Here is a 15,378-nt window from a genome sequence, read left to right as displayed (position 1 = left end):
CCGATGTTGATACCGATGATGGGTCGACCCCTGAGTGAGCGCGCGCGGGAGATGACCCTGGCCGTCGCGGCAGCGCCATGGTTGTTGAATCCCATGCGATTGATCACGGCGCGGTCCGGGATGAGCCTGAACAGCCGTGGCCTGTCGTTGCCGGGCTGCGCGCGGGCAGTGATGGTGCCCACCTCGACATGGCCGAAACCGAGCTGGCCGAGACCCCGGATGCCCGTTCCCTCCTTATCGAATCCCGCCGCCACTCCAAACGGAGAGTCGAACTCCAACCCGAGGGTTCGCACCCTCAGCGAGTCAGCCGGCCTGGTGGCACGGCGTACGACGGAGCCGATGCCGAGGGTCGGCAGCCATCGGATCACCCGGAACGCGAGAGTGTGTGCGCGTTCGGGGTCCATGCGCGCGAAGAAGGTGCGGAAAATAAAGCTATACATGCCGCTCCAAGAATATCGGCTGGCCGCCGCGTCAGTCTGCGGTCGAGTGGCTGGGGCTTGCGGCATCCCGCGCAATGCCGGTCGGGGCGTGATCGACACGCAGCAGGGTGATTGCGGTCTCGAAATCTTCCAGCGAATCAAAGGCCTGGTAGACGCTGGCGAAACGCAGATAGGCAACCTCGTCAAGTTCCCGTAGTGGCGTCAGGATGGCCAGGCCGATATCGTTCGCGTCAACCTGAGCGGCGCCGGTGGCCCTGATGCTTTCCTCCACCCGCTGGGCCAGAACGGCAAGGTCAGTGTCGGTGACCGGACGCCCCTGGCAGGCTTTACGCACCCCTGTCACGATTTTCTCGCGACTGAATAACTCGACGACGCCGTTGCGTTTGATCACGCTGAGGGATGCGGTTTCAGTAGTGGAAAAACGACGCCCGCATTCGGGGCACTGGCGACGGCGGCGAATCGAGAGGCCGTCGTCGCTCGTCCGTGAGTCGATGACGCGGCTGTCAGGATGTCGGCAGAAAGGGCAGAACATTATGAGGCAACCCTACTAGTCGTGTCTCATGACGGTTTCCGAATCGAGCCGTGACCGCGGCTCCGTGGGCGGGCAGGTCTTCGGCCTCGCTCAGCGCCACGACCTGCGAGCTCACCTGTTGCAGCGCTGCCCGGTCGTAGTTGATAACCTGCTGCGGTCGCAGGAAGGTGTGTGCACCCAGCCCCGACGCGAACCGCGATTGTCCGCCGGTCGGCAGCACGTGGTTGGAGCCAGCCAGGTAGTCGCCGAGGCTCACCGGCGAGTGGGCGCCAAGGAAGATGGCTCCGGCACTGTCGATGTTCTCGAGCACAGCTCCCGGTGTTGCCGTCTGGATCTCTAGGTGCTCGGGGCCGTAGGCATTGCTGAACGCGGCGGCGGCGGCCATATCGGCCACCAGCACCACGGCAGACTGTACACCGTCGATGGCGATGCGCACCCTGGCACTGTGGTGGGTGGACGCGACGAGCAGCTCCACTTCGGCCGAGACCGCGTGCGCCAGCTCAGGCGAGTCGGTTACGAGCACGACCGCGGCCAGTTCATCGTGCTCGGCCTGTGAGATGAGATCGGTGGCTACCAGGTAGGCGTCGGCCGTGGCATCCGCGATCACCATAATTTCGGTAGGCCCGGCCTCAGAATCAATGCCGACCACGCCGCGCACCAGCCGTTTGGCCGCTGCCACGTACACGTTGCCGGGGCCGGTGATGACCTCGACCGGATCGAGCCCCAGGTTGGGGACGCCGTAGGCAAAGGCGCCAATCGCGCCCGCTCCGCCCATTGCGTAGACCTCCTCGATGCCCAGCAGCCCTGCCGCCGCGAGGATTGTCGGGTGCACAGAACCGCCAAACTCTCGCTGGGCTGGTGAGGCGAGCGCAATCGACGACACCCCGGCGACCTGCGCCGGAACCACATTCATGACCACGCTCGACGGGTATACCGCCTTGCCGCCCGGCACATAAAGGCCCACTCGGTTGACCGGCTGCCAGCGCTGGATTACCTGGGCACCAGGACCGAGCTCGGTGACCGTGCTGGACGGCACCTGTGCCTCGGTCGCTTGGCGCACCCGCGCGATTGATACCTCGAGGGCGTCCCGGACGGCGGAATCGAGGGAGGTCACCGCGTGGTTGACCTGATCGGAGTCAATCCGGATGCGCTCGGGACGAACACCGTCGAGTCGCTCTGCCTGCGCCAGCAGAGCCCCCTCCCCCTGCTCGCGAACCTCGGCGATGAGCTGGGCCGCGACGGCGGTGGCGGCGGAAACATCGGTGACGGCTCGCGGCACGACTCTCGCGAGATCGGCTCGACTGGACGGAAGATCACGCAGATCGATGATGTGCATCATGGCCTCACCATGTTAGTTGTCCCGGATGAGGGGAATATCACCGAGCCGGGCATGATTGATACCGACGTATGAACGAGGCATCGATATCCCAGCCCACGCCGGCCGCCGGTATTCCGGTCGACGGGCTTGACGCGTTCAAACGCGCCTTCCGCAGACACGCTGCGGGCGTCGCGGTTGTGACTGCGTTGATGCCGGATGGCGCGCCCGCCGGCTTCACCGCGACCTCGCTCGCCTCGCTCTCAGCCGTCCCGCCCCTGGCCACCTTCAACATGGCGCAGGTCTCGAGTTCGTGGCCAGCGATGACCGTCGGCAATCGGGTCGCCATCCACATGCTTGGGCCGCGATCCCGGCACCAGGCCGAACGGATGGCTGCGGACCATGCCGTGCGCTTCATCGGGGACCATTGGCATTCCGGACCCTACGGCGTTCCCATTCTCAACGATGTGACGGCGTGGATGCTCGGCACCATCGTGGAGGTTCACCCGGTGCGCAATAGCGCCGTCATTGTCGTGCAGGTGGAAGACGGATCGCTCGGCGACGAGGATGACGCCCTGCTCTACCACGAGCGCCGCTACTTCAAGCCTGGTGCCTTGGTCTAGGCGAGGCAGTTGGGCCCGAGCAGAGTTTTCAGTTCACCATAAAGATCAGCCGATACCGTCACCGGGTACGGAATCTCAAACACGCGGGCCGTATCCCCCTTGATAAGTTTCAACCGCACCTCATTCGCACCGGAATGACGGATCAGCACATCGTTCAGCGCCGTGACCACAGCGGTGGTGGCCCGCACCTCTTGCACCGCTATCACAATCGGCCCCGAGCCGAGGCTCGAGCCGGTGTCCGGCACGAACATACTCACCGCGTGAAGGTTCATGCCGTCGTCGCGCACGCTCACGCGGCCGCGCACCACCACTATCGCATCGTTGGTGAGGCCCGGCGAAAACTCCTGGTAGGTCTTGCCGAGGAACATCACGCTGATCTCGCCCGCAAAATCCTCGACCGTGATGATGCCGTATTGGTTGCCGCTGTTACGTGCCACCCGGTGCTGCACACTCGTGATGAGACCGGCGATGGTCACATGCTCACCGTCGGCCGCGACATCCCCACCCATAATTTCCGTGATGGATGCGGTCTGGTGTTTCGCCAGCGCAAGTTCCAGCCCGGCCAACGGGTGATCGGAGACATAGAGCCCGAGCATCTCGCGTTCGAAGGCAAGCTTGTCGCGCTTGGCCCACTCCGGGCGATCTGGGACGTGCTCGGCCTGGGCGGGTTCGTCCCACAGGCTGTCGAAGTCGAAACCGACCTGGCCGTTGGCCTCGGCGCGCTTCTCACTCGCGGCGCCGTCTACCGCACCCTCGTGGATCTCGACGAGCGCACGGCGGGTCGCCCCGAGCGAGTCGAACGCACCGGCCTTAATGAGCGACTCCACGGTGCGCTTATTGGCAACCTGGAGCGGGACCTTGCGCAGGAAGTCGTGGAACGAGGTAAAGCGTCCTTTCTCGGCGCGCGCCTTCGAAATCGCCTCAACCACGCTGAAGCCGACGTTGCGCACGGCACCGAGCCCAAACCGGACATCACCGCGGCTGCCGTCTGAGGCCACTGCCGTGAAGTCGACCGAGGACTCGTTCACATCGGGTGCGAGCACCTTGATTCCCATGCGACGGCACTCGCTGAGGTACATGCCGAGTTTGTCTTTGGAGTCGCCAACGCTCGTCAGTAGCGCCGCCATGTACTCGGCGGGATGATTTGCCTTGAGGTAGGCGGTCCAGTAACTGAGCACCCCGTAGCCGGCGCTATGGGCCTTGTTGAAGGCGTAGTCTGCGAACGGCATCAGTGTCTCCCACAGCACCTTCACCGCCTGCGTGCTGTATCCATTACTGACCATGCCGGCCTCGAAATCGGCAAACTGCTTATCGAGTTCGCTCTTCTTCTTTTTGCCCATCGCCCGCCGCAGCACGTCGGCCTGGCCGAGTGAGAAGCCGGCGACCTTCTGGGCGACCGACATGACCTGTTCCTGGTACACGATCAGCCCGAAGGTGGTGCCGAGGATATCGCGAAGCGGTTCCTCAAGCTCCGGATGAATTGCATCAATTGCCTGCAGGTCGTTCTTTCGCAACGCATAGTTCGTATGCGAGTTCATTCCCATGGGCCCAGGGCGGTACAGGGCAATGACGGCCGAGATGTCTTCGAAGTTGGTGGGCTTCAGCTGCTTGAGCAGCGCACGCATGGCGCCGCCGTCAAGCTGGAATACGCCGAGCGTGTCTCCCCTGGCCAGCAGATCGTAGGTCGCCTGGTCGGCGTCGAGGTCGAGGTCTTCGATGATGAGCGTGGTGCCGGTATTCGCCGCGATCATGCGCAGGGCATCCTCGATCACCGTCAGGTTTCGAAGCCCGAGGAAGTCCATCTTGATCAGACCGAGCGATTCGAGCGGCGGCTGGTCGAACTGGGTGATGATGGCGCCGTCGTCTTCGCGCTTCATAATCGGCAGTACGTCAAGCAGCGGCTCGGCCGACATAATGACACCGGCCGCGTGCACTCCCCACTGGCGCTTCAGGTTCTCAATGCCCTTCGCGGTCTCGAACACCCGCGCCGCTTCGCCGTCAGTCTCGATGAGGGCGCGAATATCTGCGGCCTCTTTGTAGCGGTCGGCATTCTTGTTGTGGATGTCGCTGAGCGGCATGTCCTTGCCCATCACGGGCGGCGGCATCGCCTTGGTCAGCTTCTCCCCCACCGAGTACGGCATCCCTAGCACCCTGGACGAGTCTTTCAGTGCCTGCTTGGCCTTGATCGTTCCGTAAGTGACGATCTGGGCTACTCGATCATCACCGTATTTTTCGGTCACATACCGGATGACCTCGGGGCGGCGACGGTCGTCAAAGTCGACATCGACGTCGGGCATCGACACGCGCTCCGGGTTCAGGAATCGCTCGAAAATCAGCCCGTGCGCGATGGGATCAAGTTCGGTGATGCCCATCGCGTACGACGCCATGGAACCAGCGGCCGAGCCTCGACCTGGGCCGACCCTGATTCCCTGCGCCTTTGCCCACGAAATGAAGTCGGCGACCACCAGGAAATAGCCGGGGAATCCCATCTGCTTGATGACGTCGACCTCGTACTGTGCCTGCGCGAGATGTGCCTCGGGTGGCGCGCCGTTGAAGCGGCGATTCATCCCGACTCCCACCTCCTTTTCGAACCAGCTCGCCTCCGTTTCGCCGTCGGGCACCGGGAACCTGGGCATTAGGTCTTTGTGCTCGAAGTTGACCTCGCAGCGTTCGGCAATCAGCAGTGTGTTGTCGCAGGCGTCGGGGTAGTCACGAAACAGGTGCCGCATCTGGGCAGCGCTCTTCAGGTAGAACTCGTCAGAATCGAACTTGAAGCGGTTTGGGTCGTCGAGGGTCGATGCCGATTGCACGCACAGCAGCGCCGCATGCGCCGTGGAGTCGTGAGCGTGGGTGTAATGCAGGTCATTGGTGGCCACCAGTGGCAGGTCGAGTTCTTTGGCCAGCCGCAGCAGGTCGTTCATCGTGCGCTTCTCGATGTCGATGCCGTGATCCATGATCTCGGCATAAAAATTGCCAGCGCCGAAAATATCCCTAAAGTCGGATGCCGCCTGCCGTGCCTCCGCGTACTGACCGAGCCTCAGTCGCGTCTGCACCTCGCCACCGACGCATCCGGTCGTCGCGATGATGCCTTTGCCGTAGCGGCTCAACAGCTCTCGGTCCATGCGCGGCTTGAAGTAGAAGCCCTCGATCGACGCCAGTGATGACAACCTGAACAGGTTATGCATGCCCTCGTTGTTTTCGGAGAGCAGCGTCATATGCGTGTACGAACCCGAACCGCCGACATCGTCCTGGTTCTGGTGGTTCTGACCCCACCGAACGCGGGTCTTATCACCGCGCGCAGTGCCCGGCGTGATGTACGCCTCCGTGCCGATGATCGGCTTTATTCCGTTGGCCGTGGCCTGTTTCCAGAATTCGTAGGCACCGAACATGTTGCCATGGTCGGTGACCGCGATCGCGGGCATCTTCTCGGCTGCGGCGGCCTCCATCAGCGGCCCAATACGGGCGGCGCCATCCAGCATCGAATACTCGCTGTGCACATGAAGGTGCACGAAAGAATCGTTGGATGCCACAGGTTCTCTTCACTGGCTCGAGGGGTATCTCTAGACTAAGCCAGGCCCGCCGGACGGCCGTTACTGACGCGCGAACCGATCGTTGCCCGCGAGGCGCTGGGCGAAATATATGGGCACTATCGACACCACGACGAGTACGACCGCAACAACGTTCACGATCGGCGCCTGATTGGGCCGAAAGAGGTTATCGAGAATCCAGATCGGGAGGGTCGTCGTGCCGGCGCCCGCGGTGAATGTGGTGACGATGATCTCGTCGAAGCTGAGGGCGAAGGCGAGCAGCCCACCCGCCAGCAGCGCAGAGCGCAGTGCGGGGAAGGTAACGAGGCGAAATGTAGTCCAGATCCCGGCCCCGAGGTCGGCCGAGGCCTCCTCCAGGCTCGTGCCCATCCGTCTCAGGCGTGCGATCACGTTATTGAAGACCGTCACGATGCAAAAAGTCGCGTGCGCAATGACGATCGTCACGATGCCGAGCCGCACGTCAAGGATGGTGCGGAACGCGTTGTTGAGCGCGATCCCCGTCACAATTCCGGGCAGTGCGATCGGAAGGATCACCAGAAGGCTCACCGCGTCTCGACCGAAAAAACTATGGCGCTGCAGTGCCAGCGAAATGAGAGTGCCCAGGATGAGCGCGATGAGAGTGGATGCCACAGCAATCTGCACGCTCGTGGCGATCGCGTCGAGCGCGCCCTGGTTTTGGAACGCCCGCATCCACCAGGTGAGAGTAAAGCCAGGCGGCGGCCACGTCAGGTTCGTGCTCGTGCTAAAGGAGTTGACGAATACTACGAGCAGGGGCAGGTACACCACGGCAAGGATCAGTCCGGTAATGGATCCAAGCATGACCCTGGCACTCTTATTTAGTCGCATCCCATAGCTCCTAGAGGTTGCTCAGCGCACCGGTGCGCCGGGCGGCAGTGAGGTAGACAAACATGATGGCGATCGGAATGAGCGCAATGGCGGCGGCGAGTGGCAGGTTGTTCGCAGCCCCCACATTGGCGTACACGAGGTTGCCCAGCAGCTGGTTTGCGCCACCGACGATGTTCACCGTGATGTAGTCACCCAGAGACAGGGAGAAGCTGAAGATGGATCCGGCGATGATGGCCGGCCACAGCATCGGCAGCACGATCGACACCAGCGTGCGGCCGGTTTTTGCCCCCAGGTCACCGGATGCTTCAAGCAGGGAGTCTGGTACGCGCTCAAGTCCTGCATAAATCGGCAGGATCACGTAGGGCAACCACAGGTAAGAAAGCGTAATGACGGTGGCGGGCAACCCATATCCGGGCGATTCTCCGCCGAAGGGTGACACCAGCCAGTCAAAGATTCCCCCCTGCGAGAGCACGGAGCGCCACGCGTAGGCCTTGACGAGGTAGCTGGCCCAGAGCGGCATGAGCACCGCGATGACGAGAACGCGTTGCAGTCGGGGGCCCGCGACCTTCGCCATGAAGAAGGCTATCGGCAGCGCGACGAGGACATCGATGACCGTAACGAGAAGCGCGACCCCCACAGTGCGGCCAGTGACCGTCTGGTAGAGCGAGCCGGTGAGTACGGTGACGATGTTGTCGAGCGTCCAGGTTTGAGATATCTGGCCCGTAAAACTGTCGACCGTCCAAAGCGCTGTAATGAGCAGGGCGGCAAGGGCTGCGATGTACACCAGACCGAGCCAGAGCAGAGGAGCCGCAAGCAGCCCTGCTAGGCGCACTCGCGTGTGTGTACTGAGGAAGGCCGAGATCGTGTGTGCTGTGGTCGCCCGTGGATGGGCAACCACAGCACGCTCGATGTGTGGCGCTGATGCGTCACGTGTCATATCCCTGGCTAGCCCTTAATTTCCTGCCACGCGGTGGTCCACGCGGAATAGTCGGTGCACTGAACATCGGTGCGGCCGTCGAGGCACTCGGCAATCGGGGTGGACCAGTACCAGATCTTCGACGCAAACTCCTCGTCTCCGGCGTTAAACGACTCGCACGATCCTGCCGAGCGGAACTCGCACGCGGCCAGGTTGCTCGGTGCTTCGCCAAAGTACTCCGTGGCCTGCGCATTCGCCTCGGGACCGGCAATGTAGTTCAACCACGCATAGGCGCAATTGGGGCTCTTCGCGTTCGCCGCGATCATCCAGGTGTCTGACCATCCCGTCGCGCCCTCTTCGGGAAGTACGACCTTCGTATTGCCCGTCGTTACCGAGTTTTGGATGACCTGCCAGGTGGTGCCGACAACGGAATCACCGGTCTCAAACGCCTGGATCTCTTTGAGGTAGTCGCTCCAGTACTCACCGATACTGCCACGCTGCACCTTGAGCAGTTCTACGGCCGCGGCCAACTGCGTTTCATCGAGCGCGTATGGATTTGTGATGCCCAACTCCGGCTTGTGGGTCATGAGGTAGACAGCGGCATCGGCGATATAAATCGGTGAATCGTAGGCCGTGACTTTGCCCGCATTCTCGGAGGCGCGGTCGAAGACGACATCCCATGATGTGGGCGCCTCAGGGAACGCGTCGGTGTTGTACATCAGCAGGTTGGCACCGTATCCGTGCGGGATGCCATAGGAGACCCCGTCGACGCTGTTCCAGGCCTGCATTTTGAGGAAGTCGAAAATTCCGGCGTAGTTGGCGATGAGATCAACGTTGACCGGCGCAACGTCCCCCGCGGCAACGAGGCGCAACGAGGCGTCGCCCGATGCCGCAACGACGTCGTAATCGCCGGACTTCATGAGAGTAAACGCCTCATCGGAAGTTCCATACGTTTTGCTATCGACCATGCAACCCGTTTCGTCTTCGAACGGTGTCACCCAATCGACCGCCGGATCGTTGCTGCCGTCTTCGACGTACCCCGGCCACGCCAGGATTGAGACGGTACCTTCCCTGTCTCCCAGTGCGGCCGCGGCAGTGCTGCTACCGGACGGACCGGATGTAGTGCCACATGCCGTGAGTAGTGTGACCGAGGCCACCGCAAGACCGGCAAGAACTGCCAACCTCCGTGATGCCATGCTGCTGTGCATTTCATTCTCCATTCTGTTGGTAGGGACGCGTGTGCTGCTCTAAATTTCGTCGAGTGAGACGATGTCGCTCGACGAGAAGCGAATCGCGACAGGCTGGTTGCGCCGATCGGCCACGGAGTGAGCCGAAGCATTCTGCTCAAGAACCGTGAGTCTTTTGTTGCCGGCCACGTCAACGAGCAGTCGCGTGCTTGTGCCGAGATAGATGACCTCGGCGACGATGCCGTCCAACGAGATCGCCCCCGCCGCGACCACACCTCGCGGGCCGATCGTCACCTTCTCGGGGCGGACCGAATTCGTGCCGCGCAGTCCCAGCAGATCCCAAGATTCGGGGTCAGTGAAAATATTGGATGTTCCCACGAAAGAGGCGACAAATGGTGAGGCGGGTGACTCGTAGATCTCGGCCGGAGTGCCGAGTTGCTCAATGCGACCATTGTTGAAGACGGCAATGCGGTCACTCAGGGTGAGTGCTTCTTCCTGGTCATGGGTGACAAAGATGAAAGTAATGCCGAGGGAGCGCTGAAGTTGCTTGAGTTCGACCTGCATCTGCTCTCGCAGCTTCAGATCGAGAGCGCCGAGGGGCTCATCCAGCAGCAACACCTTCGGTTTGACAACGATCGCCCGAGCCAGCGCCACTCGCTGGCGCTGGCCGCCGGAAAGCTGGCTAGGCCTGCGCTCGCCGAAGCCACCGAGTCGCACGGTCTCCAGCGCGTCTCGGGCGCGATCCGCGCGTTCTTTGCGCCCGACACCGCGCACCCGCAGGCCGTAGGCGACGTTGTCGAGGACGCTCATGTGGGGGAACAGCGCATAGTCCTGGAACACCGTATTGACGTCCCGGTCAAACGGCGCACGGGTGGTAACGTCCGTCCCCCGCAGCGACACCGTTCCGAACGTCGGCAACTCGAACCCGGCGATGAGCCTTAGCACGGTCGTCTTTCCTGATCCGGAGGGGCCGAGCATCGAGAAGAACTCTCCCTCTGCGATGTCGAGATCCAGAGCGTCGACTGCGCGAACGGTGCCGAATGTCTTCGTCAGTCCCGTAAGCCTGATCGCCGGTATAGCTGATGTCACCCGAGGCCTCCTTGCCTGTTGCTTAGTAAATCATATGGAACCAGATGTCATGCAAGACCAAGGATGTTACGGTCGTATTACGAGATGTCACGCAAGCAGGAAGCAACGATGCCCCAGTCGATTTGGCCGACCACCGCGGCACGAGCTGCAGTCTTCGCCCCGTTGGTCGTGGGTGGCAGGGCGGAGCTCGTCGCCCAGCGGCTGACCAACGCGATAGAGCTGGGATTGCTCACCCACGGAGAACGACTCCCGAGCGAGTCAGAAATGGCGCGTCGGTTTGGTGTCGCCACCGTCACGGCCCGCGAAGCGCTTGAAGTTCTCCGCGCACTCGAACTCGTGGAAACGCGCCGAGGCAGGGACGGGGGAAGCTTTGTCACCTCGGCCGGATCCCGCAGTGCGGTCGCCGCCAGGCGCGTTCTCGCGCTGTCCCGGGTCGAGCTTCGCGACATGGGCGTGTACTACTCGGCCATCGCAGCGACATCCGCCCAGCTTGCCGCCGACAGGGCCACACGTGAAGACATCCGACATCTACTGTCGACGGTCGAGGCTATCGATCTCACGGCCGAGGCATCGGCACGCCGCGGGGAAGGCACCTTCCGCCTCGAGATTGCCGCTCTCTCGCAATCGGCAAGGCTCGTGCGCGAAGAACTGCGCCTCCAGACGGAATTCGCGCCTCTTCTTTGGCTTTGCCTCCGTGAGCAGGAGTACCGCCAACGAAGCCGGGATTCCCATATTTCCGTCATCGAGGCGATTCAGGCGACCGATGGCGACGCGGCGCGACGTCGCACTGTCGAGCTCATCACCGACGCCATAGGGTGGCTGCTCGAAGCCAAAACCGACCTTGAACGAAAGCAGTAGCCGGATGCCAGCCATACCGCTGCCTGGAACGCCGAACGGCGCGATACTCGACTGTGTCGACGCCGTAAACACCACGTTCAGCAGCGTCTTCGCGCTCATCGACTCGTGGCGCAGCGCAGTTCAGGAGTTCGTGAGCGCGTCCGATGGCGTGGTGACGCGGATAGAGGTCGATGAGTTCAGCGAGGCGCTCGTCGTTGGGGAGTTGTCGCGCGACGGCGCGCTCGTGATCGGCGCGGGCTTCGTGGCAGCACCGGCATTCATCATCGATGCCCCGTGGCACCTCGCGTGGTGGCTTGGCCACGCAAATACATTCGGACTAGGATCGGCCGATCCCGCCATTCGCCGTCTTCAGGCAGAAGAAGACCCAGAATCGGAAAGCTTTCGCGACTACACGAACCTCGAGTGGTGGCGAGCTCCCTCAAGCACACTCGCCCAGCACATCACCGGCCCCTACGTGGATTACCTCTGTACCGACGACTACACCCTGACCCTGACCGCCCCCGTGCTGTTCACCTCCCGGATGGTCGGTGTCGTCGGCGCCGATCTGTATATCAACGACATCGAGCGGGCCCTGCTGCCGCGGGTCGCCTCCATCGATGGCAGCGCAACCATCGTGAACGCCTCGGGCAGGGTTGTTGTATCAAACGACACGGCCAGGCCCACCGGATCTCTTCTTCGGCTTGACACACTGTCGGGAACCCCCGGAGGACCGGTGGTCCTGTCGGACGGCCGCACGGTCATCCCGTGCCAGAAGACGAGCCTGTTGCTGGTCCTCGACGCTCCCTAGTCCCTGCGAAGCAGCTCAAGCGCATGGTGGAGGTCGGCCGGGTAGGGGCTCTCAAAGTGCACAGGCACTGCGGTGACGGGATGCGTGAACCCGAGCCGTCTTGCGTGCAGCCACTGCCGGCCGAGGCCAAGTCTGGCCGAGATCGTGGGGTCTGCGCCATACATGGCATCGCCAACACAGGGGTGGCGCTGGGCCGCCATGTGCACTCGGATTTGATGAGTGCGACCGGTCTCGAGCTCGATTTCGAGCAGCGATGCTGACGGGAATGCCTCGAGCGTCTCATAGTGGGTGACGCTCGCTTTGCCGTCTGAGGTGATGGCGAACTTCCAGCTTGCGCCCGGATGACGGCCAATCGGCGCGTCGATCGTTCCCGCGAGGGGGTCGGGATGCCCCTGCACCACCGCGCGATAGATCTTGTGCACTTCACGGTCGTGGAAGGCACGTTTCAGGGCCGCATACGCCGACTCGGTCTTTGCGACGACCATCAGGCCGCTGGTGCCGACATCGAGCCTGTGCACGATCCCGGCGCGCTCCGCCGCACCGGAGGTCGCAATCCTGAAGCCGGCACCGGCAAGGGCCCCCAGCACTGTAGGACCGTCCCAGCCCACGGACGGATGAGCGGCGACGCCGGCAGGCTTATCCACGACGACGATGTCATCGTCATCCCAGATGATCCCGAGATCCGCCACGATAATCGGGATGATCGATGGCTCGACTTTCGACACCCACGAGACCTCGAGCCAACCGCCGGCAACGAGCCGATCTGATTTGGCAAGCACACGGCCGTCGAGCTGCACTCCCCCAAGCTCGGACACCTCGGCCGCGAACGTCCTGGAGAATCCGAGGAGCTTCGCGATAGCGGAGTCGACCCGCTCACCCGCAAGGCCGTCAGGGACGTGGAGATTGCGCGATTCCACGAGTCAGGCCGGATCCGATGGCGCCGGATGGGATGGGGCGTCCGCATCCACCGGTGTCATCCTCTTCGCTGCCCGGGTGCCATCAAGGCCGATCCCACGGATTGTCAGCAGGATGAACAGCCCCATGCTTGACACGATCGCTACGTCGGCGACATTGAAAATCGCGGGGAATGCATACACCTGGAGGAAGTCAACGACATGGCCGACCCCAAAACCGGGAGGGCGAGTTAGCCGGTCCGTGAGGTTTCCAAGATTGCCGCCCAGGAGCATCCCGAACAGGACGGCCCAGGCCGTTGAGCGAATACGCCGGGCGAAGATGACGATGAACACCGCGACGATCGCGGCGATGATCGCGAAGACCCAGGTGGAGCCCGAACCCAGTGAAAACGCCGCTCCCGGGTTCTCGACGTAACGCAATTGCAGCAGCTCGCCAATCACGTTCACTGGTTGGCCGAGTGTGAGGTTCTCGACGACCAGCGACTTGCTGACGCGGTCCAGCGAGTACGCCAACACAGCAACAACGGCCAGTACTACGAGGGCGCGTGTGCTGACCTCGCGTTTACCGGCCGTCGCCTGCTGCGGTTCAGTTTCCGGCAAAACCGGGGTAGTTCACGGATGACTGCTGGCCATCCTGCGCGGAGTGATCTGCACCGACCGGTGCGTCGGCAAAGTCGGAGCCGCCAGTTTGGGCGTCAGCCGCGGGAGAGTCGACAAAGGCCGCTCCCGTGCCTGAACCTGACGGAGCTGGGCCAGAGGAGACCAAAACATTGCTCTCGCTGTCAAGCTCGCGCAACTGGCCCTCAATGTAACCCTTGAGCTTCTGGCGATACTCACGCTCGAAACTACGAAGCTCTTCCACCCGATGCTCAAGCTGCTGGCGCTCCTTGACGAGCGACTCGATCTGGGCTCGATGACCGCTCTCGGCCTCTTCGACGACCCGGGCAGCGGTGGCGTGCCCCTCAGCAATGAGTGCATCCCGCTTCTCGACGCCCTCGCGAACGTGCTCCTCGTGGAGACGTCGAGCCAACTGCAGGAGGTTATTCGTTCCACCCATGTCGGAGTTATCCATGGTGGAGACGGGAGCAGGAAGTGAGGCTACCGGAGCGGACGCGGCAACGGGCTCAATGACGGCCAACTGGGGCTGCTGCACGAAGCTCGGAGCCGGCTGTGCTGGGGCATCCTGCCCTCCGGAACGCTGCAGGTCGTTGATGCGTGAGTCACTGGCAATGAGCCTCTGGCGAAGCTCCTCGTTTTCCTGGTTCAGCCGACGCAGCTCGACGACGACCTCATCAAGAAAGTCATCGACCTCGTCCTGGTCATATCCTTCTCGGAACTTAGTCGGTTGAAACCGCTTGTTCACCACGTCTTCAGGGGTTAAAGCCATCGCCGCCACCTCACACTCTTTCTTGTTGTTAGCGGGACCTTCAACGTATACATAACGTTGAGCTAACGGAATTCATTCTATGCACCGTAGTCACGCGCGTCCCACGAAGTTCGTCAATCTCTTGCATTTTTGTCCCTTAAGAGTACAGGGCCATGCACTATTGACGAAGTGAATCGGACTCAGGCGACGAATCGCACCACGATCGAACTCAGGATGATCACCGCGAGCATCACGATACTCCAGGAGAAATCGAGCGCCGCCCCGCCGATACGAAGCGGCGGTACGACCCGTCGCACAGCCTTGATGGGCGGATCGGTGACAGTAAAAATTGCCTCGGCAAGTATCAAGAGTGGCCCTTGCGGCCGCCAGCGCCGCGCGAAGGTGCGCGCCAGATCGAGAATGAATCGCCCCCACATCACGATGAAAAAAATCGTCAACGCCACCGAGATCACGAGAGCGATGATGGAGACGGGTGAAACTTCTAGCACCCCTACAGGCTACTGCTGTGCAAAGAACGACGCGTCCACGTCGGATTCGGTTTCAGCATGGTCACCGCTCACGGCGACGTGTGCTGGCGACAGCAGGAATACCTTGCTCGTGACACGCTCAATCTTGCCGTACAGACCCTGCGAGAGGCCGCTAGCGAAGTCTATGAGCCGACGGGCATCCGGCTCGCTCATTTGTGACAGGTTGATAATGACCGGTATTCCCTCTCGAAAATTCTCGGCGATCACCTGCGCATCCTTGTACTGGCGAGGATGGACCGTGAGTATTTCATTCATCTCGGCCGCGGCAGGGCGGGAATGGCCCGAACGACGCATCGGGGTGACCGGCGCGCGATTCTGGGCAGCAGAGGGTGTGTGGTGGGCCACCGGGGCGACCGGAGCGGACGGTGCCTGCTCATAGTCATAGTCCTCATCCGCGAGGCCCAGGTAG

The 15,378-nt window shown here is 62.2% G+C and carries 15 protein-coding genes and 1 pseudogene; 3 read left to right on the top strand and 13 right to left on the bottom strand.

Features of this window, described 5'->3' with window-relative positions; genetic code table 11:
• From RMN95_RS05940 to hisD, 3 genes and pseudogenes are all read right to left on the bottom strand, one after another.
• A pseudogene (locus tag RMN95_RS05940) lies at positions 1-440 on the bottom strand (dihydroorotate dehydrogenase (quinone)); the annotation flags it as partial.
• 31 nt (positions 441-471) lie between these two features.
• Positions 472-972 (bottom strand): transcriptional regulator NrdR, encoded by a 501-nt coding sequence (gene nrdR, locus RMN95_RS05935; protein ID WP_309616025.1) that lies wholly within the window; start codon positions 970-972, stop codon positions 472-474.
• Complete coding sequence (gene hisD, locus RMN95_RS05930) at positions 944-2,311, bottom strand: histidinol dehydrogenase (protein ID WP_309616024.1); 1,368 nt, start codon at positions 2,309-2,311, stop codon at positions 944-946. Before hisD ends, nrdR begins: the two co-directional genes overlap by 29 nt.
• Positions 2,312-2,379: 68 nt before the next feature.
• On the opposite strand from hisD, the gene RMN95_RS05925 reads away from it, so the two are divergent.
• Positions 2,380-2,910 carry a flavin reductase family protein gene (locus tag RMN95_RS05925; protein ID WP_309616023.1) on the top strand — a complete coding sequence of 177 codons (531 nt, stop codon included), beginning with the start codon at positions 2,380-2,382 and terminating at the stop codon, positions 2,908-2,910.
• On the opposite strand, the gene dnaE is transcribed toward RMN95_RS05925, so the two are convergent.
• The 5 genes from dnaE to RMN95_RS05900 form a co-directional block, all read right to left on the bottom strand.
• Positions 2,907-6,440: a DNA polymerase III subunit alpha gene (dnaE, locus tag RMN95_RS05920; RefSeq protein ID WP_309616022.1), complete on the bottom strand. Its 3,534-nt coding sequence runs from the start codon at positions 6,438-6,440 to the stop codon at positions 2,907-2,909. The genes RMN95_RS05925 and dnaE overlap by 4 nt on opposite strands.
• 60 nt (positions 6,441-6,500) lie before the next feature.
• Positions 6,501-7,277 (bottom strand): ABC transporter permease, encoded by a 777-nt coding sequence (locus tag RMN95_RS05915; protein ID WP_397545255.1) that lies wholly within the window; start codon positions 7,275-7,277, stop codon positions 6,501-6,503.
• Positions 7,278-7,314: 37 nt separating this feature from the next.
• Complete coding sequence (locus RMN95_RS05910) at positions 7,315-8,136, bottom strand: ABC transporter permease (RefSeq protein WP_309616020.1); 822 nt, start codon at positions 8,134-8,136, stop codon at positions 7,315-7,317.
• 113 nt (positions 8,137-8,249) lie between these two features.
• Positions 8,250-9,428, bottom strand: a complete 1,179-nt coding sequence (locus tag RMN95_RS05905; RefSeq protein ID WP_309616019.1) for an extracellular solute-binding protein — start codon at positions 9,426-9,428, stop codon at positions 8,250-8,252.
• A gap of 39 nt (positions 9,429-9,467) precedes the next feature.
• Entirely contained in the window at positions 9,468-10,496 is a 1,029-nt protein-coding gene (locus RMN95_RS05900; protein WP_309616018.1) for an ABC transporter ATP-binding protein, read from the bottom strand.
• A 108-nt stretch (positions 10,497-10,604) separates the two neighbouring features.
• Between RMN95_RS05900 and RMN95_RS05895 the strand changes: the two genes are divergently transcribed.
• The gene (locus RMN95_RS05895) at positions 10,605-11,354 is read left to right on the top strand and encodes a GntR family transcriptional regulator (RefSeq protein ID WP_309616017.1); all 750 of its coding nucleotides are present in this window, start codon (positions 10,605-10,607) and stop codon (positions 11,352-11,354) included.
• Between the two features lie 4 nt (positions 11,355-11,358).
• On the top strand, positions 11,359-12,141 hold the full coding sequence (locus RMN95_RS05890; protein ID WP_309616016.1) for a cache domain-containing protein: 783 nt from the start codon (positions 11,359-11,361) through the stop codon (positions 12,139-12,141).
• Here the strand turns inward: RMN95_RS05890 and RMN95_RS05885 are convergent.
• From RMN95_RS05885 to RMN95_RS05865, 5 genes are all read right to left on the bottom strand, one after another.
• The gene (locus tag RMN95_RS05885) at positions 12,138-13,058 is read right to left on the bottom strand and encodes an RluA family pseudouridine synthase (RefSeq protein ID WP_309616015.1); all 921 of its coding nucleotides are present in this window, start codon (positions 13,056-13,058) and stop codon (positions 12,138-12,140) included. The two genes, RMN95_RS05890 and RMN95_RS05885, sit on opposite strands and share 4 nt — an antisense overlap.
• Before the next feature lie 3 nt (positions 13,059-13,061).
• Positions 13,062-13,655 (bottom strand): signal peptidase II, encoded by a 594-nt coding sequence (lspA, locus tag RMN95_RS05880; RefSeq protein ID WP_309616014.1) that lies wholly within the window; start codon positions 13,653-13,655, stop codon positions 13,062-13,064.
• Positions 13,642-14,442, bottom strand: coding sequence for a DivIVA domain-containing protein (locus RMN95_RS05875; RefSeq protein ID WP_309616013.1), 801 nt, complete (start codon positions 14,440-14,442; stop codon positions 13,642-13,644). The genes lspA and RMN95_RS05875 overlap by 14 nt, the downstream gene beginning before the upstream one ends.
• A 179-nt stretch (positions 14,443-14,621) precedes the next feature.
• The gene (locus tag RMN95_RS05870) at positions 14,622-14,930 is read right to left on the bottom strand and encodes a YggT family protein (protein WP_309616012.1); all 309 of its coding nucleotides are present in this window, start codon (positions 14,928-14,930) and stop codon (positions 14,622-14,624) included.
• A 9-nt stretch (positions 14,931-14,939) separates the two neighbouring features.
• A partial coding sequence (locus tag RMN95_RS05865; protein ID WP_397545254.1) for a cell division protein SepF occupies positions 14,940-15,378 on the bottom strand: 439 nt, incomplete at its 5' end.

Source organism: Salinibacterium sp., assembly GCF_031364185.1.
Classification (GTDB): domain Bacteria; phylum Actinomycetota; class Actinomycetes; order Actinomycetales; family Microbacteriaceae; genus Rhodoglobus.
Note: the sequence above shows the minus strand (reverse complement) of the source record. Positions and strands in the feature narration are given on the sequence as shown.

Coding starts and splice junctions, on each gene's coding strand:
- nrdR (WP_309616025.1), bottom strand. CDS start 972: ATGTTCTGCCCTTTCTGCCGACATCCTGACAGCCGCGTCATCGACTCA.
- hisD (WP_309616024.1), bottom strand. CDS start 2,311: ATGATGCACATCATCGATCTGCGTGATCTTCCGTCCAGTCGAGCCGAT.
- RMN95_RS05925 (WP_309616023.1), top strand. CDS start 2,380: ATGAACGAGGCATCGATATCCCAGCCCACGCCGGCCGCCGGTATTCCG.
- RMN95_RS05915 (WP_397545255.1), bottom strand. CDS start 7,277: ATGCTTGGATCCATTACCGGACTGATCCTTGCCGTGGTGTACCTGCCC.
- RMN95_RS05905 (WP_309616019.1), bottom strand. CDS start 9,428: ATGCACAGCAGCATGGCATCACGGAGGTTGGCAGTTCTTGCCGGTCTT.
- RMN95_RS05895 (WP_309616017.1), top strand. CDS start 10,605: ATGCCCCAGTCGATTTGGCCGACCACCGCGGCACGAGCTGCAGTCTTC.
- RMN95_RS05890 (WP_309616016.1), top strand. CDS start 11,359: ATGCCAGCCATACCGCTGCCTGGAACGCCGAACGGCGCGATACTCGAC.
- RMN95_RS05875 (WP_309616013.1), bottom strand. CDS start 14,442: ATGGCTTTAACCCCTGAAGACGTGGTGAACAAGCGGTTTCAACCGACT.